Here is a 17,348-nt window from a genome sequence, read left to right as displayed (position 1 = left end):
CACGAGTATGCCTAAAATTATCCTTAAAAGGAGAATGTTTCCTGCTATCTGATATAAGCTGGCTTTTTACTAAAAAATTGCTAGTTAACAAAAAAAACGGAATTTAACTATGCCTTACGCCAAATATGACGGAACAGATAAAATCTATAATGATAAAGAAGAGTTATTAAAGGAAACAGGTATTAGTATTCCTGATCCCATTCTACCTCCTAAAAAACTGGTTAAACTAACCGGTACTTTGACTGATTTTAAAGGGATATTTTGTAAAGCACCGTTATATAATTGCGCTTATATGAGTAAAGAAGAACGAAAAAAACAACAAGCAAAAATGCGTAGCGGAGCTGCATTGGCAACGGTAGCAGGCCATGGCACCGCAGCACTGGCATCGCTTGGTCATGGTGATGATATTCATCGGAGTAACTATTTTGATGGGCAATATATTACAGCTCAATTAAATAATTATCTTACATTAAGAGGTTGGATTGGTTTTTATCAATTTAAAGATGGGGATGAGGTAGAAGTTGTGGCCGAAAAGCATGCTGACCATTATGAAGTATACACAATGCTAAAACCCAGTGAAGAAATTATCTCCATTATTCCGCCTTGTATGGGGGGGCGCAAGCAGTCTTTGAAACGTAATCTTCTACCGCTCATTCTATTTTATATACTATTTACTGTCTGTATGGTTTATTTTACTGCACCATTTACATTAGATAATTTGGTTACAGCTTTTATGGGAGCTGGAATGATATTTATTCCGGCGATTTTTATCTCTTATAAAAATAGTATTGCTAATTTTATTACACTGGCTGAGCGGATTTTTACCACTTTGGATTGGCAAAATGTGAAAAATATTGACTTAGTTTCAATGAGTAAAAAGCAAGTCAAAAAACGAATTGAAGAAGGTAAATATTCCACTGAATATAATTATAATTCAAATGATTATTATGAAAGGCCTCCAAAATCAGGCGCTGGTTGGTATTTTTTCTATTACAATCCCGAAATTGTATGTAAAAAGACACCTAAAAAGCCGTCTAAAAATATGGTAAAAGCTAAAAGAAAAAAATAGTTTTCTGAAAACGTATAGATTTAAAACATATTGGTTACAACATAGATAAACGGAATTTAACTATGCCCTATGCCAAATATGACGGAACAGATAAAACCTATAAAGATAAAGAAGAGTTATTAAAGGAAACCGGTATTAGTATTCCTGATCCCATACTCCCTCCTTAAAAACTAGTTAAACTAACCGGTACTTTGACCGAATTCAAAGGTATATTTTGTGAAGCACCATTATTTGATGGTGCTTATATGAGTAAGGAAGAAAGAAAAAAACAACAAGCAAAAATGCGTAGCGGAGCTGCATTGGCAACGGTAGCAGGCAATGGCACCGTAGCACTGGCAGCACTTGGTCATGGTGATGATATTCATCGGAGTAACTATTTTGATGGGCAATATATTACAGCTCAATTAAATAATTATCTTACATTAAGAGATTGGCTTGGTTTTTATCAATTTAAAGAAGGAGATGAGGTCGAAGTTGTGGCCGAAAAGCATGCTGACCATTATGAAGTATAAGCAATGCTAAAACCCAGCGAACAAATTATCTGCATTATTCCGCCTTGTACAGGTGGCCGCAAGCAATCTTTGAAACGTAATTTATTACCGCTTATTATAATTTATATACTCTTTACGGTTTGTATGGTTTATTTAGTTGCGCCATTTACAGTAGATAATTTGGTTACAGCTTTTGTCGGAGCTGGAATGATATTTATCCCGGCAATGTTTATTACCTATAAAAATAGTATTGTAACCTTTGTGACATTAGCCGAGAGAATATTTACAACTCTAGGTTGGCAAAATGTTAAAAATATTGATTTGATTTTTTATGAGTAAACAGCAAGTCAAACGACGTATAGCCGAAGGTAAATATACTGATGATTATGATAATAAAACAAATGATTTTTATACAAGACCTCCAAAATCAGGCGCTGGTTGGTGCTTTTTCTATTACGACCCTGAAGTTGTTTGCAAAAAGAGGTCTGGAAAAAATTGATGAATACTTGTTGAATCGCTAAGACTATCGTCAGTAAGCGATATTAAATTGCCAATTAGATCTTTAACGGGATTTTATACTGAAACACATATAAAATCTGAAACTTTTAGACAATCAACATCAAGTTTGCTCAGTCGTGCCGTTATCATATTGATATTATTTTTTTAACAAAGTTGATGTTATTTTTCTGACTGTATAAGTTTCAATTGCTGTAACTAACTGAAGTTGTGAATAATGTTTAGGTAAATTGTTTTTTGATTTGCATCTGTGTTGTTTCTCTGCCATATATTTTATTCAAGCTTGCACAGCTAGTTGAATTGCAATTAACCATATACGTTAATAATCGTGGTTATAAATAAAAATTATAAAGATATATAAATATAATATTTAACAGTAAAAATAGAGTTTTGTATTATACTTGCTAGCCTTATAATTTATAAATATAAATAAAGAAAATAATGCATAAACTCGCTAAACGACTCGACCATTTTTCTGATTCGGTTATTCGCCGAATGACCAGAATTGCCAATCAGTATCAAGCTATCAACCTTTCACAAGGATTTCCTGACTTTGACCCACCGCAAGCCTTGATTGAAGCTCTGAAACAAGCCGCACAGCAAGGTCCGCATCAGTATGAAATAACGTGGGGCTCGCGTGAGTTTAGGCAGTTGTTGGCTAAAAAACAACAAAGATTGATGAATATTGAGATCGATCCTGAGGAAAACATTCTAGTCACATGTGGCAGTACTGAAGCCATGATGTGCGCGGTGATGACGATCTGTGATCCGAAAGATAAAGTTATCATCTTTTCTCCTTTTTATGAAAATTATGGCGCAGATGCCATTTTATCTGATGCTACTCCCATTTATGTTCCACTAAAACCGCCGACATTTGAATTTGATAAACAAGAATTAAGGCAAGCTTTTGAGCAAGGCGCTAAAGCATTAATTTTATGTAATCCCAGCAACCCTTGCGGTAAAGTGTTTACTCAAGACGAACTTGAATATATCAGTCAATTAGCGATTGAGTTTGATGCTTATGTGATCACCGATGAGGTGTATGAGCATATTGTTTATCCGCCTTATCAACATCTTTATTTAGCCAACTTCCCCAGAATGCAGCAACGCACGATTAGTTGCAGTTCATTATCGAAAACCTATTCAATCACCGGTTGGCGTTTGGGTTATATCATTGCTGATAAATCAATTATTGATGGTTGTAAAATGATCCATGATTTTTTAACTGTGGGCGCAGCTGCACCATTGCAAAAAGCTGCTTGTGCAGGGTTGGCTTTAGCTGATGATTATTATGCGCAGCTAACACAAACTTATATGGCTAAACGTCAGCTGTTTTTGCAAGGTTTAGATAAGATTGGGCTTAGCTATTATCCGCCGCAAGGTGCTTATTATGTGCTGGTAGATATTTCAGCATTTAACCCATTTAAAACTGATTTTGAATTTTGTGAATGGTTAATCAAAGAGGTGGGAGTAGCTGCGGTTCCCGGTTCGGCTTTTTTCAAACATCCTGAATATCGTTATATTCGTTTTCATTTTGCTAAACAACAACAAACCTTGATTGATGCTTTAGAAAGATTATCCAAATTTAAGGAAAAATTATTATGTTTAAAAAATTAATCGCATTCGCTTTTGCCGTTTTATCAACAGTGGTACTGTTAACAGGTTGTGACAACAGTAAAAAAGAAAATCATATTATCGTTGGTGTTGCGGCGGGTCCTTATGGTGATATGTTTGAGCAAGCGATAGCGCCCGGATTGGTTAAAAAAGGGTATAGTGTTGAGATCCGTGAATTTAGTGATTACGTTCAACCTAATCTTGCTTTAGCAAATAAAGAGATCGACGTTAATTTGTTTCAACATCTCACTTATTTGAATAATTTCAAACAAGCACGCCAATTAGATATTGTAGCAATCGGTTTTGTCCCGACTGCTGGGGCGGGTATTTATTCTAATAAAATAACCGATTTTTCGCAGTTAAAAAACGGTGATCAAGTGACGATTGCCAATGATGTCACTAACGAAGCGCGAGCGCTACGAATTTTACAAGCGGCCGGATTAATTAAGCTTGATCCAACTATTGATAAAAATAACCTTACACCAAGCAATATTATCGAAAATCGTTATGGATTAAATATCGTTCCAATCGAAGCGCCACAAACGCCACGCTCATTAGATAGTGCGGTATTGTCAGTAGTAAATGGTAATTATGCTATTGGTGCCGGCTTAGATTTGTCTAAAGCGCTTTATACGGAAGTATTAGATAAAGACCTTAAAAATGTCATTGCCATTCGCACCGAATCGAAAGAGACATTAGGCAAAGATCTGATTGAAGTGCTTAAATCGCCGGAATTTAGCCAAGTGATTGAAGATAAAAATGGTATTTTTTACACCTTTCAAAAACCTGATTATCAATTATTCTAACTATGCAAACTACACCTCTTATTGAAGTAAAAAATGTGTCGGTGCATTTTAAGGCAAAAAATCAGTTGATAGAAGCGGTCAATAATGTCTCATTTGATGTTTATCAAGGCGATATCTTTGGCATTATCGGCTCCAGTGGAGCCGGTAAAAGTACACTGGTGAGAACACTTAATCGACTTGCTGAGCCGTCTAGCGGGCAAATCATAATTAATGGTATTGATATCAATACGTTAAAAGGCCGTCATTTACAAGCCTTTCGTTTTCAAGTCGGTATGATTTTCCAAAATTTTAATTTGGCTTCATCAAAAACGGTATTTGAAAATATCGCTTTTGTACTTAAAGCGGCCGGTAAAAAAGGCGATGCGGTTAAAAACAGAGTTAAAGAGCTACTTGCCCTTGTCGGATTAAGCGATAAAGCTGATGCTTATCCGGCCGAACTTAGTGGCGGGCAAAAGCAACGGGTTGGGATAGCTCGTGCCTTAGCTAATGAGGCTAAAATACTGCTTTGTGATGAAGCAACCAGCGCTTTAGATCCAACAACGACAAGCGCAATCTTAGATTTACTCAAAGCGCTTAATCAAAAGTTTGGTTTAACTATTGTGCTTATCACCCATGAAATTGATGTGGTAAAAAAAATCTGCAACCGTGTTGCGGTCATGTCACAAGGTCGGATTGTTGAGATGAATACAACATTTAATCTTTTCGCTTGCCCAAAACAGCCTTTTACTCAAGATTTTCTTAACATTGATGAAAACACCCATTTGCCGGATCTAATCAAGCAAAATGCACAAGGTAAGTTAGTGCGTCTACGTTATATTAATGAAAACACTACGCAACCTATCTTGTATCAAACAGCCTTAGAAACGCAGGTCGCATTTAATATTTTGCATGGATTTATTGAATATTTTGATGATCAAGCATTGGGTAATTTAGTCATAGCGTTGATAGGCGAGCCGGATAATATTAATCATCTTATTACCAAACTTGCTAATCAAGGTGTCATTATTGAGGAGATAAATTGATGATCAAACTGACTATCGCCCAAATGGCTCAAATGTTATGGCAAGCCGCCTATGAGACTTTTATCATGGTAAGCTGGTCTTTGGTTGCCGGTATTGTGTTTGGTACCCTAATTGGTTTACTGCTTTTTTTACTCTCCAGTCCGTTCTTTTTTAAAAATAGCGTGGTGAATAATATTGCTAATTTTATCATCAATGCGACACGTTCAATACCATTTTTAATTCTCATGGTCACGGTTCTACCGTTAGGTGCGCTTATTGTGGGCACAACGGTAGGGCCTAAAGCGGTGATCTTTCCTTTATCTTTAGCTGCGATCGCATTTTATGCACGATTAGCTGAAAATGCCTTTAGTCAGATTGATAAAGGGGTAATTGAAGCCGCGGTTGCAAGTGGTGCTTCACATATTCGAATTATAGCCGGAATACTATTTCCTGAAGCCATGGCGCAATTAATTCGCCATGCAACAGTAACAACCATTTCGTTAATCAGTTTTAGTTCAATGGCGGGGGTAGTTGGTGGCGGTGGTATAGGTGATTTAGCTATTCGTTATGGCTATCAGCGATATGTGACTGAAATTCTTGTTCTATGTATTATTATTCTGATTATGATTGTAATGCTAATACAATTTTTAGGGGACAAGCTCGCTAATCATTTTGACAGAAGTTACAAGTAGTGAGTATAAGAATATGAAAAACTTAGCAGATCTTATTGCAGATCCTCAGCGCATTGTTTACCAAAAAGCGATTGCGCAATCACAGCTTAGTGATGGCTTAAAATTGAAATTTGGTCACGCCGATGTGTTGGTCTATCCACTAACCACGGCAGAAGTCGCAGCCATTGTAAAATATGCCAATGATAACGCCATTAATATTACAACACGAGGTGCAGGTACCAATTTAGTCGGTTCAACTATTCCCAATGGCGGGATTATTATTGATCTCTCATTGATGAATAAGTTGATAGAATTGGATAAACAAACCTTTACCGTCACAGTGCAACCCGGCATGTTATTAGAAGATCTGCAACAATTTGTTGAGCAGCATGATCTTTTCTATCCACCCGATCCGGGGGCAAAAAATGCCACAATTGGTGGCAATATTAGCACTAATGCCGGTGGGATGCGGGCGGTTAAATACGGTGTGACTCGGGATTATGTTCAAGCAATTGAAGTTGTCATGGCCGACGGCACTGTTTTAAATTTTGGTAGTAAAAATGTAAAAGATAATACCGGGTTATCGTTAAAGCATCTATTTATTGGTAGTGAAGGGACGCTTGGGATTATTACTCAATGTACTTTAAAGCTAATTGCTAAACCCAAAGTTTTTGAAACGGTAATTTTAGGATTTGACAGCCTTGCACAGGCTGTTGCCAATATTACCACTATTTTGCAAACATTAACGCCAACTGCATTGGAATTGGTAGAACGGCAAGTTGCTCAGTGGGGGGAGCGTTATTCAGGTTTTCAATTTCCGCTTGCTGATGCTAAGGCCTATTTGATTATTATGTTAGATGCCTTAGATACTCAATCTATTTTGCAGCAACGTCAACTGTTATTAGCCAATCTAAGTGATTGTCGTTATTATGTTGCCGAAACAGCCCAACAAGCCAATCAAATTTGGGCAGTGAGAGGATCGTTGGTTCGGGCAGTTGAAGCTGTGACAGAACAAGATCCGATTGATACAGTTGTACCAATCAATCGAATTGCCGACTTTATCACATTTACCAAACAGTTATCAGAAGAAACCGGCGTACGTATGCTCGCTTTTGGGCATGCCGGTGACGGTAATATTCATTTATGTATACTTCGTGACGGGCGTTCAGATTCAGTGTGGCTTACTCAACTAACACAGATTCATGAAGCCCTTTATCAAAAATGCCATGAATTAGGGGGATTACCTTCCGCTGAGCATGGAATTGGAACAGCCAAAGTAAACTATTTTAAGCAGGCGATACCTGAAAAAAATCGCCATTTAATGCAGTTAATTAAACAGCAGTATGATCCAAAAAATATACTTAATAATCAGGTGTGTATCACCCAAAATTAGTCTAAAATTTCCGCTGTTTGTGATATCAATCGCTGCTTTAAATACTCACAAATAATGGGTTTGCAGTTAGTTTTTGGGACTAGAAAATGTGATATCTGTTTCAATCATCTAAAATTAACCAAATCGTGCCTAATTTGATTATCGACAGTAAAACAAAGGTTAAATCCACTGACTCATTAACTTATTTTATGGCGTTATAATGCAATATTGATTTTTAAAAGCTCTGAGGGTGAACGATTAACCTACCATTTTAATCTCTATAGCCAAAGCAATAGGATCATTTATCTGGCTTAAAATAGGCTTATCAAATCGCATATTGAATTTATTATTCAGCTAAAGCAGGACGGTTGCACAAGCTTGAAATCTTAATGAAAATAGCGCTTGATTCCGATTAAGTTATGGACATTTTAATCAAAATTTGATTTGATCCAGTTACGTTTACCATTTTTTTATATCGATTATGCAACGTTCTAAAACTTTATCACTAACCACCAACAAACTGTTACTTATTGCCGGTACCGGCTGGCTATTTGATGCAATGGATGTTGGATTACTTTCTTTTATTTTAGCGGCTTTAAAACAAGATTGGGGCTTATCTGCCACCCAGTTAGGTACAATTGGAAGTGTTAACTCAATAGGTATGGCTGTCGGGGCTTTCGTTTTTGGTCTCTATGCGGATAAAAAAGGTCGCAAAGCCGCTTTTTTATTTACCTTACTGATGTTTAGCATCGCCAGCGGCTTAAGTGCTTTTGCTTGGGGACTGTATAGCCTGCTGGTGCTTCGATTTTTCATTGGAATGGGACTAGGGGGTGAATTACCGGTTGCCTCTACCTTGGTGAGTGAAAGTGTTGCGCCAAATGTACGTGGCCGTGTTGTGGTGTTACTGGAAAGTTTTTGGGCTGTTGGTTGGATATTGGCAGCGTTGATCGCTTACTTTTTGATACCATTACCGTCAGTAGGGTGGCGAGGTGCAATGATTTTATGTGCCATGCCAGCTTTTTACGCACTCTACTTGCGGTTTAACCTGCCTGATTCGCCAACTTATAGCCATTCAAATGAGATAATAAAAAAAGAAACGGTTATACAAAAGATTCGATTACTTTTTTCAAAACCATTTCGTTTGCAAAGTGTTATGTTATGGATAGTTTGGTTTTGTGTGGTATTTTCCTATTACGGTATGTTTTTATGGCTACCGAGTGTCATGATGATGAAAGGTTTTGATATGGTCAAAAGCTTTCAATACATCTTAATTATGACACTGGCGCAGTTACCTGGCTATTTTACCGTTGCATGGTTAATTGAACGAGTAGGGCGTAAATGGGTTTTAGTTTCCTATTTATCCGGCACATTAATCAGTGCTTATTTATTTGGACAAGCCGATACAGCCAACCAGTTGCTCATTTACGGCGCATTATTGTCATTTTTTAACTTAGGTGCTTGGGGAGCCATGTACGCTTATACACCGGAACAATATAGTACCAATATTCGGGCAACCGGATCGGGAATGGCGGCATCTGTTGGTCGAATCGGTGGCATTTTAGGTCCATTAATGGTGGGATTATTAATGGCGAAAGATTTTAGTGTTAGCGCCGTTTTTGCTTTATTTAGCCTATCAATTTTAGTGGCAATTATGGCCATTGTGATATTGGGCAAAGAAACAAAGCAAACCGAATTAACTTAACGAAACGAAGTTAACGATAAAACCTATGGGGCAAATCCCATAGGTTGACAAGATGATAAATCCACTCGTTGCGCTAACCGTAACATTCATATCTTGCTTTGCAACTGATCTATGTTATTAAGCCTCACGGATTTTAGCGCTTTTATTAAGCTAAGCCGTTAATAATACTCCCTAAAGTATGTTTTAAACCGGTTAGGTAGGTGTCGGTTGGAGGGGATAAAAGCGAATAACTCCGCCAGCATTATGGTCAATATTTAATGATATTTTACTTTTTCACATCTTATCGCAAGTTTAATTTTTATTAGATATATGCTAGAGTTTTATGCCTCCATTCATTTTTGAGCAGGAAGGTAGATCTTGAATCTTTCACCGAAAGCTTTTCATTATTTGGGCATCATTGCAACCATTGCATCATTAGGTATGTATGTTTCTTATATCCCACAAATCATTGATAATCTTCATGGGTTTAAATCTAATCCGACACAACCCCTAGCCGCCGCTATAAACTGTTCATTATGGGTCTGTTATGGCTTATTACGTGAAAAGAAAGATTGGCCAATTGCTATTGCCAATTCTCCCGGCGTTATTTTTGGCTTAATGGCTTTTTTTACCGCTTTATAAATTCCAATAATAGTCAGTGTCACAGCAAATCACTAATTGCTGTGACACATTGGCTAATCTTTTGCGCTTTTCGTTTTATATTGGGCTAATATTTTCTGATTTCTTGTCTTAATCGATACTTAATAAAAATAGGTTATTTTTTAACCGCATCAAAAAATCAATAATAATTAGAGCATTATCAAGTTATCAACAGGTTTGTTAATCACTTATCAAATTAAGCAGTGCATAAATGTGCTCCTTGCAGTGAATAAAATCATCTAAATTTAAAATTAACAACCATTGTCATTGCTTAAATATTAGCATATATTGAAAGTGCTATAGAGATAGGCTTATTTCCAGCTTACTGATAGATCAAATAATAAATAAGGAAATTACGATGAAAAATCTCAATCTTTCAGATGAATTAATTAAAGACTTTATTTATTCAATGTATCGTAAAGAAGTCTTATTAAACTTAAAAGGCGTTGTGTTAACTGAAGAAGACCGTAATAAACTTCACAAAAAGCGTGATTTTGTCAATAGTTTATCACAAGCCGATATCGAAGATATTCGGTCTTGGATCTTAAATAAATTGAAAACGTTAGAAAACAGACATAACTAAACTTGCTGCATCATCTTGAAAACAATATTTTTAAAATCGCTAATTGCACTACCACTTTTTAATTAGATAAAAAGTATATTATTAGACTTATCAATAGGCTGATATTTTATTGCTAAATATGTATACATGAAAGGAAAGAAAAGAAAATGAAAAAATTAGTCTCTGTTTTACTGCTGAGCTTACCGATGATTGCAGGTGCATCAAATTGTGAAGAAGTTAGTGCAAAGATTGCCGATAAGATTCAAAATAATGGTGTTGATGCCAGCCGTTTTGAACTTAAGCATGTATCGGTTGATGAATCACAACAAGTTGAAGGGAAAGTTGTCGGATCTTGTGACGGTGGTCGTCAAAAAATTATTTATGTGCGATTAAATGATGTATCTGCTTCATCGCCAACAGAGTCAACAGCCCCAGCTAAACCGGATGAAATATCCCCAACTCCCGAGAAATCAGTACCCGATGAGGATGTTCAATCGTAATACCTAATCAATTAAGCATCTTGCTAAAAAGCTAAATATTAGGGCGAAAGCCCTAACTGGCTTTTTTCTCATTATTATCATATCTTTTTGCTCAAATAAATGGCATTTTTTATTTGTTTTGAGATTCATGATAAATAGCCAGATGTGTTGATAACGTTATTGTTAAAGCGCTAAAACCTCCAATTGGGATTGAAAAAGTATCTAAATTATGAAGATAAAAAGTAATACCATAATATCATTACTGAGTAATAATAGGTTTTTGAATTCAATATGGATGGCAATGACATGTAGTTTTGGGGTATTCCTTTTAAAGGTAAATATAAGGGCAATAATACAAACTTTGAAGGATCATTCAATTTCCGTTTCCATATCCCCGAAGGCTCAGACGAATTAGAAGTTATAAGATAGGTAATCATGAAAAGATTAATCAGTTTATTTTTAATTAGCAGTTTTTTGTTTTCTTGCGGACAAGAAAACCAAGAAAAACAAATGGAAGAAATCATACAACAAGAATTAGCCTTAACGCAAAATTACACACATCGCCCGGCATTCGGCGCACAAGTTACCAAAAACGGATGCAAACTCATTATTGAAGTCGAGGGAGCACAAGATTATCGATTTATTGATAATAATGGACAATCAACCATGCTTCCTTTAAATGTTTTATTATTCAATGCCGGTAAAAAAAATGTCATCATCAAAGTCTACCCGAGAGATGGAGAAGATTATCTATCTAAATACGCTAACGCATCTGTTACCATATACCGAGCAGCCGACAAGAATACTTCTTTAAAAGATTATCAACAAATTGCCGAATTTAACTTGCCACAAGGGTTGGAAGAGCAAAAGTTACCTTATTATGAAGCTAAATTGATGATTGATGTTGATGTACCCTTTACTTACGATCAGGAGCTTGCAGCATCAGTTAATTTAAAAAATGTCCCAAATATCGAACAAAAAATTGTCGAAAAATATAATCAAATAAGAACAATATGCATTAACAGAGATGAAATTGTATATCATAGGGAATTTCTTCATTCTTCAGGTATTGTATCAAACACAACCTACGAAAATACTTATGAGGAAATAAAAAATTCATATAAAATGAAGCCTATGTTAATCGATTCGGATTCAAGAATAACGAATCACGAATTTTTGCCTATCGAAAACTATACTATACAATATTATGCCAACGGTAAAATTGTGGCACTTTGGCAAAAAAATCTATCTCCAATGCTTTATATGAAAGCTCGTGTAAAAAATGATGAAGGAGAAGAAAGAAATATAGAAGGAGGTCGACCTATTTTCTTATATATGCCACAAGGAAGCAATGAGTTGAAGGTATGGTAACGATGAAAAAATTAATCAGTTTATTTTTAATTAGCAGTTTTTTGTTTTCTTGCGGACAAGCACCAAAAACAGATAAACAAATAATTCAAGAAACTATGCAAGCAATTGAAATGCCAAAGCAGTACCAGCAAGAACCGTTCTATTATGTCGGAATTTACAGTGCTAATATTAAATGGGAACTATTTGTTAATGATGTACAAATGTTTGCCCATTATCAAGGTAAAATTACCAGTCCCATTGTCCCACTAAATTATAATATACTGGGCAGTGGTAAACAAAAAATAACCTTTCGCATTTATCCCCCGAATGGACAGGCTGTTTTAGGCGAGTATGCCTCTTTTAGAATGAGATTATTTTTCAATAAAAATTTTAGGGATAAGGAAGATCCTGAAATCCCTATACTAGATTTCGAACTGCCTTATGAAGAGACTAAAGATTTACCTTATTTTGAAAAATCGTTTGAATTTGAAGCGCAAGTGCCTTATCAAATAACAGGTTGGACAAAATCTAAAGATTTAACCAAAGTCCCCGATTTAGAAAAGAAAGTAGTTAAAAAAATAGAGGCGTTGCGTACTATTTTAGAAAATAAGGATTCAGAAGCTTACTTTCAAGCAGTTATGCCCAGATCGAAAGAACAATTTATCTGTCTATATGCTACTCAACAAGAAATTGAAAATTCTTTTCAAGAAGACTCTTTAACCAACGGGCAGCTTTCAAAAATATTGGATGATATACAAATTTTACCGATTACTGACTATCAGATAATACTTGAACCCAATAATAGGATTGTAAAATTAAGACAAAAAGACGATGATAGTTTTACAGACGGAATTAAATTTAAAGCAATTGATAAAGAAGATAAAAAGGAGATTACTGGAGGTTATTACTTCCGTTTTCATATACCCGAAGGCTCAGACGAATTAGAAGTTATAAGATAGGTAATAATAAAAAAATAATCAGCTTGTTTTTACTTAGTTATTTTTTGTTTTATTACGGATAAGAAAAAAATAGAAGAAACTAAGAAAAAGGGAATTATGCAAAATTCCCTTTTGTTTAAAAAGGTTAGCAACGGCAGTGTTGTAATTGTTAAGCGCGTTACCGTAGAACGGTAACGCATTTTTATAACTTACCTTACAATCACATGTTAAAAAGCGTGATGCTATCGATTAAACAATTTTCCTTTCAATCGATCCTATTGTTATCTCTAAATGTCGTGAAGATATCCACCTCAATTAAAGTAAATTTGGATATTGTTGGCTTGTGGTGTTGTCCCAAACACTGGCTTGTACTTGTCCAATATGGTTTTGCTGTAAAAGTAACATCACTAAACGAGATTGCCCAATGCCACCACCAATAGTTTGCAATAGTTCGCCGTTTATTAGAGCTTGATGCCAAGCATAATTTAAGCGATCTTCATCATTAGTGATCTTTAATTGGCGCTTTAATGTTTCTGGATCGACACGAATACCCATTGATGAAATTTCAAAAGCGCTATTTAATACCGGATTCCATACTAAAATATCGCCATTTAAGCCTTTAGAACCTAAATCATTATCGCTACTCCAATCGTCATAATCCGGTGCACGCACATCATGTTTTTCGTTATTTGACAGTTTGCCACCGATGCCGATTAAAAACACTGCGCCTAGCTCTTTAGCAATAGCATTTTCACGCTCTTTAGGGGTTAAATTAGGGTAGCGTTTTAATAATTGTTCACTATCCATAAATGTAATGGTTTCAGGGAGGAAACGTGATAAGTGATATTTTTGTGACACCGCATTTTCGGTTGCTTTAATAGCACTATAGATTTTTTCAACAGTCTGTTTTAAATAGGTTAAATTTCTATCTTGTGGGCTGATTACTTTTTCCCAATCCCATTGATCAACATAAACCGAATGAATAGGCGATAATTGATCTTCATCCGGGCGTAAAGCTTTCATATTGGTATAAAGGCCTTCACCGACGGCAAAGTGGTGACAACTTAAAATTTTACGCTTCCATTTAGCAAGTGAATGAACCACTTCAAATTGGCTATCCGGTATTGTTTTTACCTTTACTTGTACCGCATTTTCTGTTCCCGATAAATTATCTTGAATACCGTCGCCAACTCTGCTTAAAATCGGCGCTTGTACTTCTATAAGTGATAAATTTTCGGCCAATTTATCTGCAAAAAATTGTTTTACAAAACTAATCCTTTGTTGTTGCTCTTTGAATGATATTGTCATGTTTACTCTCTAATTTTGTGTTTAGGTTTGAATATAAATTGAATCGAAAAAGCATGAAGCAAATTAGTTTAAGAATGCTTTTTCAACTTCATTAACAATCAAGTTAGTATTAAGCAAAAATTTTATAAGTATTATAAATTTAATTTGTTTTTGCTGATAAAAAATAATCGTTAATAATTTGTTTTAAATTAGCTTTTTGCCATTTTCCGATCAACAACAGATTGGGCAGTTTAAATTCGAATTTTTGATTATCGACCATGAAAGATAATTTACTACGTATAGTGCCCCGTTTGAATTGTAGATTGGTAATCTTTTCCATTGGGATTTTTTTTATATTTTTGGTTAAGTCACCTAATAGAGTTAACTTAATTAAAATAATCTGATTGGGTTGGAAGTAAATTAAATAGTGTTTAATCAATAAAGTAGCAAAAAAATTAAAAAGTATATATTGCCAAAGTGAGGCATCTTTCAAAATATATAGTATTGATTTATCGTCAAATTCTGGTAATTTTTCGAGCTCGAAATAGTCTTTTATTTTGTCTAATTTAAAACCATTATTCATTTCAATCCTTATTCCTATTTAACATTGATTTACGATAAATTGAGCAATATATTACCACTCTTTTCGTGAATTTTTCATTAATAAAATTCGTAAATAAATTGAATATTCTGCATTGAAGGCTTGATATCGGATTGGATAAAAAATAGTCTTGTCAAGAAGTTTCAGAAATACCCTATGTTTAAGTATAAAACTATTTTAGTTTATGCATTAAATAATAAAACGCTAAAAGCGTGTCGGTTAGTATAAATAAGATAGCGTAAGCTGGTGAGTTTAGTTACACAGGACAATAGGATAAATAAAAACCTTGTCAAAAAGTTTCAGAAATACCCTATGTTTAAGTATAAAACTATTTTAGTTTATTCGTTAAACAGTAAAACACTAAAGGTGTGTGGTTAGTATGGATAAAATAGCGTAAGCGGATGAGTTTAGTTACACAGGTTAATTGAATAAATAAAAACCTTGTCAAAAAGTTTCAGAAATACCCTATGTTTCAGTATAAAACTATTTTAGTTTATTCATTAAACAATAAAACGCTAAAGGCGTGTTGGTAGCATAAATAAGGAAGCGTAAGCTGGTGGTTTTATTAAATGGATTAATGGAATAAATAAAAGTCTTGTCAAGAAGTTTCAGAAATACCCTACGTTTAAGTATAAAACTATTTTAATTTATTCATTAAACAATAAAACGCTAAAAGCGTGTCGGTTAGTGTAAATAAGATAGCGTAAGCTGGTGAGTTTAGTTACACAGGACAATAGGATAAATAAAAACCTTGTCAAAAAGTTTCAGAAATACCCTATGTTTCAGTATAAAACTATTTTAGTTTATTCATTAAACAATAAAACGCTAAAGGTGTGTGTTTAGTATAAATAACGTAGCGTAAGCTGGTGGTTTTATTAAATGGATTAATGGAATAAATAAAAGTCTTGTCAAAAAGTTTCAGAAATACCCTATGTTTCAGTATAAAACTATTTTAGTTTATTCATTAAACAATAAAACGCTAAAAGCGTGTCGGTTAGTATAAATAAGATAGCGTAAGCTGGTGAGTTTAGTTACACAGGACAATAGGATAAATAAAAACCTTGTCAAGAAGTTTCAGAAATACCTTATGTTTAAGTATAAAACGGATAGTATCAATAATAACAGGGTAATACCAAATTAATTATGGGGAGCTATAGTGATTATTCGGTATTCCCTGTATAGGCAGTAAACGACTTTACTCGGCGAATTTATTTTTATGATCATAACGGTTGTAATGAATATCATCACTAATGAGATATTGATAAATTTCATCCACTATTTCGATGCCATTTTTTTGATAATCCGCTTCGCGTTTTTTGCCTCGCTCACCCGGGAAGTATACTTCACTATTGCCCTTAGCCGGTTTGACTTGCTTAAGTTGATCGAGCATCGCTGACATGGTTTTTTTAAAGGTATCTAAACCAATGAAATATTCAGGGTTGATAACAATATGGAGATGTCCCAAATCGCGACCTTTTGATAAATCGGCATACATCGAAGAGACATTTTTACCAAATGGTAGACCAAGTAATATGCCCGACAAAATATCAACCATCATCATTAAACCATAGCCTTTAGCACCAGCAATAGGTACCAATGCATTAACTTTATGCGAATCGGTAGTCGGTTCGCCATTTTCATCTACTGCCCATGTTGGTGGAATTGGTTCGCCTTTGGAACGGGCATAAAGTACTTTACCCCATGCTTGTACGGTGGTTGCCATATCAAATGATACGATACGCTCATCGGCCGTCGGGGCGGCAAAAGCTATTGGATTGGTACCGAAAAATGCTTGTGCACCGCCAAACGGTACTGCCATGGGGTCGGATTGACACATCGATATTGCCACTAAGTCTTGTTCGGCTGCCATTTCGGTAAAATAACAGAGTGATCCACTGTGTGACATGCGCTTGATACCAACAACAGCGACGCCATTTTTTTTGGCCATTTCGATTGCTTTGTCCATTCCCATTTTGGCTGCCACCAAACCACAGCCGTTATCGAAATCTAAAATGGCGCTCGACGGCCCGGTTTCTGTATAGGTAATTTGTGGATTATGGGTCATGCCACCTTTTGCGATACGTTCAGAATAATACTCTACTCTCACTGCGCCGTGGGAGTGGATTCCTCGTGCATCGGCAAAAGCTAATGCGTCTGCGGCAATATCTGCATGTTCTTTGCTTAATCCGGCTTTATGCATTTTTTTGGCGATTAAGTCATGTAATGTTTTTCTGTCGATTCTCATAATAA

Annotated in this window: 18 protein-coding genes; 15 read left to right on the top strand and 3 right to left on the bottom strand. The window is 35.4% G+C overall.

Annotated elements, in window-relative coordinates; genetic code table 11:
- Positions 1-109 precede the first annotated feature (109 nt).
- From J3U42_RS07625 to J3U42_RS07555, 15 genes are all read left to right on the top strand, one after another.
- On the top strand, positions 110-1,069 hold the full coding sequence (locus J3U42_RS07625) for a putative type VI secretion system effector (RefSeq protein ID WP_267336140.1): 960 nt from the start codon (positions 110-112) through the stop codon (positions 1,067-1,069).
- Positions 1,070-1,314: 245 nt separating this feature from the next.
- Positions 1,315-1,581, top strand: a complete 267-nt coding sequence (locus J3U42_RS07620; protein ID WP_267336139.1) for a hypothetical protein — start codon at positions 1,315-1,317, stop codon at positions 1,579-1,581.
- Positions 1,582-1,704: 123 nt separating this feature from the next.
- The gene (locus J3U42_RS07615) at positions 1,705-1,899 is read left to right on the top strand and encodes a hypothetical protein (protein WP_267336138.1); all 195 of its coding nucleotides are present in this window, start codon (positions 1,705-1,707) and stop codon (positions 1,897-1,899) included.
- Positions 1,892-2,059: a hypothetical protein gene (locus J3U42_RS07610; RefSeq protein WP_267336137.1), complete on the top strand. Its 168-nt coding sequence runs from the start codon at positions 1,892-1,894 to the stop codon at positions 2,057-2,059. The genes J3U42_RS07615 and J3U42_RS07610 overlap by 8 nt, the downstream gene beginning before the upstream one ends.
- A 458-nt stretch (positions 2,060-2,517) precedes the next feature.
- Positions 2,518-3,693, top strand: coding sequence for a pyridoxal phosphate-dependent aminotransferase (locus tag J3U42_RS07605; protein WP_267336136.1), 1,176 nt, complete (start codon positions 2,518-2,520; stop codon positions 3,691-3,693).
- Complete coding sequence (locus tag J3U42_RS07600) at positions 3,678-4,496, top strand: MetQ/NlpA family ABC transporter substrate-binding protein (protein ID WP_267336135.1); 819 nt, start codon at positions 3,678-3,680, stop codon at positions 4,494-4,496. The genes J3U42_RS07605 and J3U42_RS07600 overlap by 16 nt, the downstream gene beginning before the upstream one ends.
- A gap of 2 nt (positions 4,497-4,498) precedes the next feature.
- Positions 4,499-5,518, top strand: a complete 1,020-nt coding sequence (locus J3U42_RS07595) for a methionine ABC transporter ATP-binding protein (RefSeq protein ID WP_267329102.1) — start codon at positions 4,499-4,501, stop codon at positions 5,516-5,518.
- A complete protein-coding gene (locus tag J3U42_RS07590; protein ID WP_366518719.1) occupies positions 5,518-6,189 on the top strand; it encodes a methionine ABC transporter permease in 672 nt (223 codons plus the stop codon). The genes J3U42_RS07595 and J3U42_RS07590 overlap by 1 nt, the downstream gene beginning before the upstream one ends.
- Positions 6,190-6,202: 13 nt before the next feature.
- Entirely contained in the window at positions 6,203-7,561 is a 1,359-nt protein-coding gene (locus tag J3U42_RS07585) for an FAD-binding oxidoreductase (RefSeq protein WP_267336134.1), read from the top strand.
- A gap of 460 nt (positions 7,562-8,021) precedes the next feature.
- Positions 8,022-9,242 (top strand): MFS transporter, encoded by a 1,221-nt coding sequence (locus tag J3U42_RS07580; RefSeq protein ID WP_267336133.1) that lies wholly within the window; start codon positions 8,022-8,024, stop codon positions 9,240-9,242.
- Between the two features lie 357 nt (positions 9,243-9,599).
- Complete coding sequence (locus J3U42_RS07575) at positions 9,600-9,863, top strand: SWEET family sugar transporter (RefSeq protein ID WP_255556100.1); 264 nt, start codon at positions 9,600-9,602, stop codon at positions 9,861-9,863.
- A gap of 376 nt (positions 9,864-10,239) precedes the next feature.
- Positions 10,240-10,464, top strand: a complete 225-nt coding sequence (locus J3U42_RS07570) for a hypothetical protein (RefSeq protein ID WP_220217496.1) — start codon at positions 10,240-10,242, stop codon at positions 10,462-10,464.
- Between the two features lie 146 nt (positions 10,465-10,610).
- Positions 10,611-10,943 (top strand): DUF1161 domain-containing protein, encoded by a 333-nt coding sequence (locus J3U42_RS07565; protein ID WP_220217495.1) that lies wholly within the window; start codon positions 10,611-10,613, stop codon positions 10,941-10,943.
- A gap of 414 nt (positions 10,944-11,357) precedes the next feature.
- Positions 11,358-12,293 carry a hypothetical protein gene (locus tag J3U42_RS07560; RefSeq protein ID WP_267336132.1) on the top strand — a complete coding sequence of 312 codons (936 nt, stop codon included), beginning with the start codon at positions 11,358-11,360 and terminating at the stop codon, positions 12,291-12,293.
- 2 nt (positions 12,294-12,295) lie between these two features.
- Entirely contained in the window at positions 12,296-13,231 is a 936-nt protein-coding gene (locus J3U42_RS07555) for a hypothetical protein (RefSeq protein ID WP_267336131.1), read from the top strand.
- A gap of 294 nt (positions 13,232-13,525) precedes the next feature.
- Here J3U42_RS07555 and asnA read toward each other — a convergent pair whose 3' ends face one another.
- The 3 genes from asnA to allD form a co-directional block, all read right to left on the bottom strand.
- Positions 13,526-14,518 (bottom strand): aspartate--ammonia ligase, encoded by a 993-nt coding sequence (asnA, locus tag J3U42_RS07550; protein ID WP_220217492.1) that lies wholly within the window; start codon positions 14,516-14,518, stop codon positions 13,526-13,528.
- Positions 14,519-14,657: 139 nt separating this feature from the next.
- The gene (locus tag J3U42_RS07545) at positions 14,658-15,080 is read right to left on the bottom strand and encodes a hypothetical protein (RefSeq protein ID WP_267336130.1); all 423 of its coding nucleotides are present in this window, start codon (positions 15,078-15,080) and stop codon (positions 14,658-14,660) included.
- Positions 15,081-16,293: 1,213 nt separating this feature from the next.
- A complete protein-coding gene (gene allD, locus J3U42_RS07540; protein ID WP_267336129.1) occupies positions 16,294-17,343 on the bottom strand; it encodes an ureidoglycolate dehydrogenase in 1,050 nt (349 codons plus the stop codon).
- Positions 17,344-17,348: the final 5 nt, after the last annotated feature.

Source organism: Gilliamella sp. B2923 (genome assembly GCF_026536565.1).
Lineage (GTDB): Bacteria > Pseudomonadota > Gammaproteobacteria > Enterobacterales > Orbaceae > Gilliamella.
The sequence above is the reverse complement of the archived record's forward strand: the minus strand, read 5'-3'. Positions and strand labels throughout refer to the sequence as shown.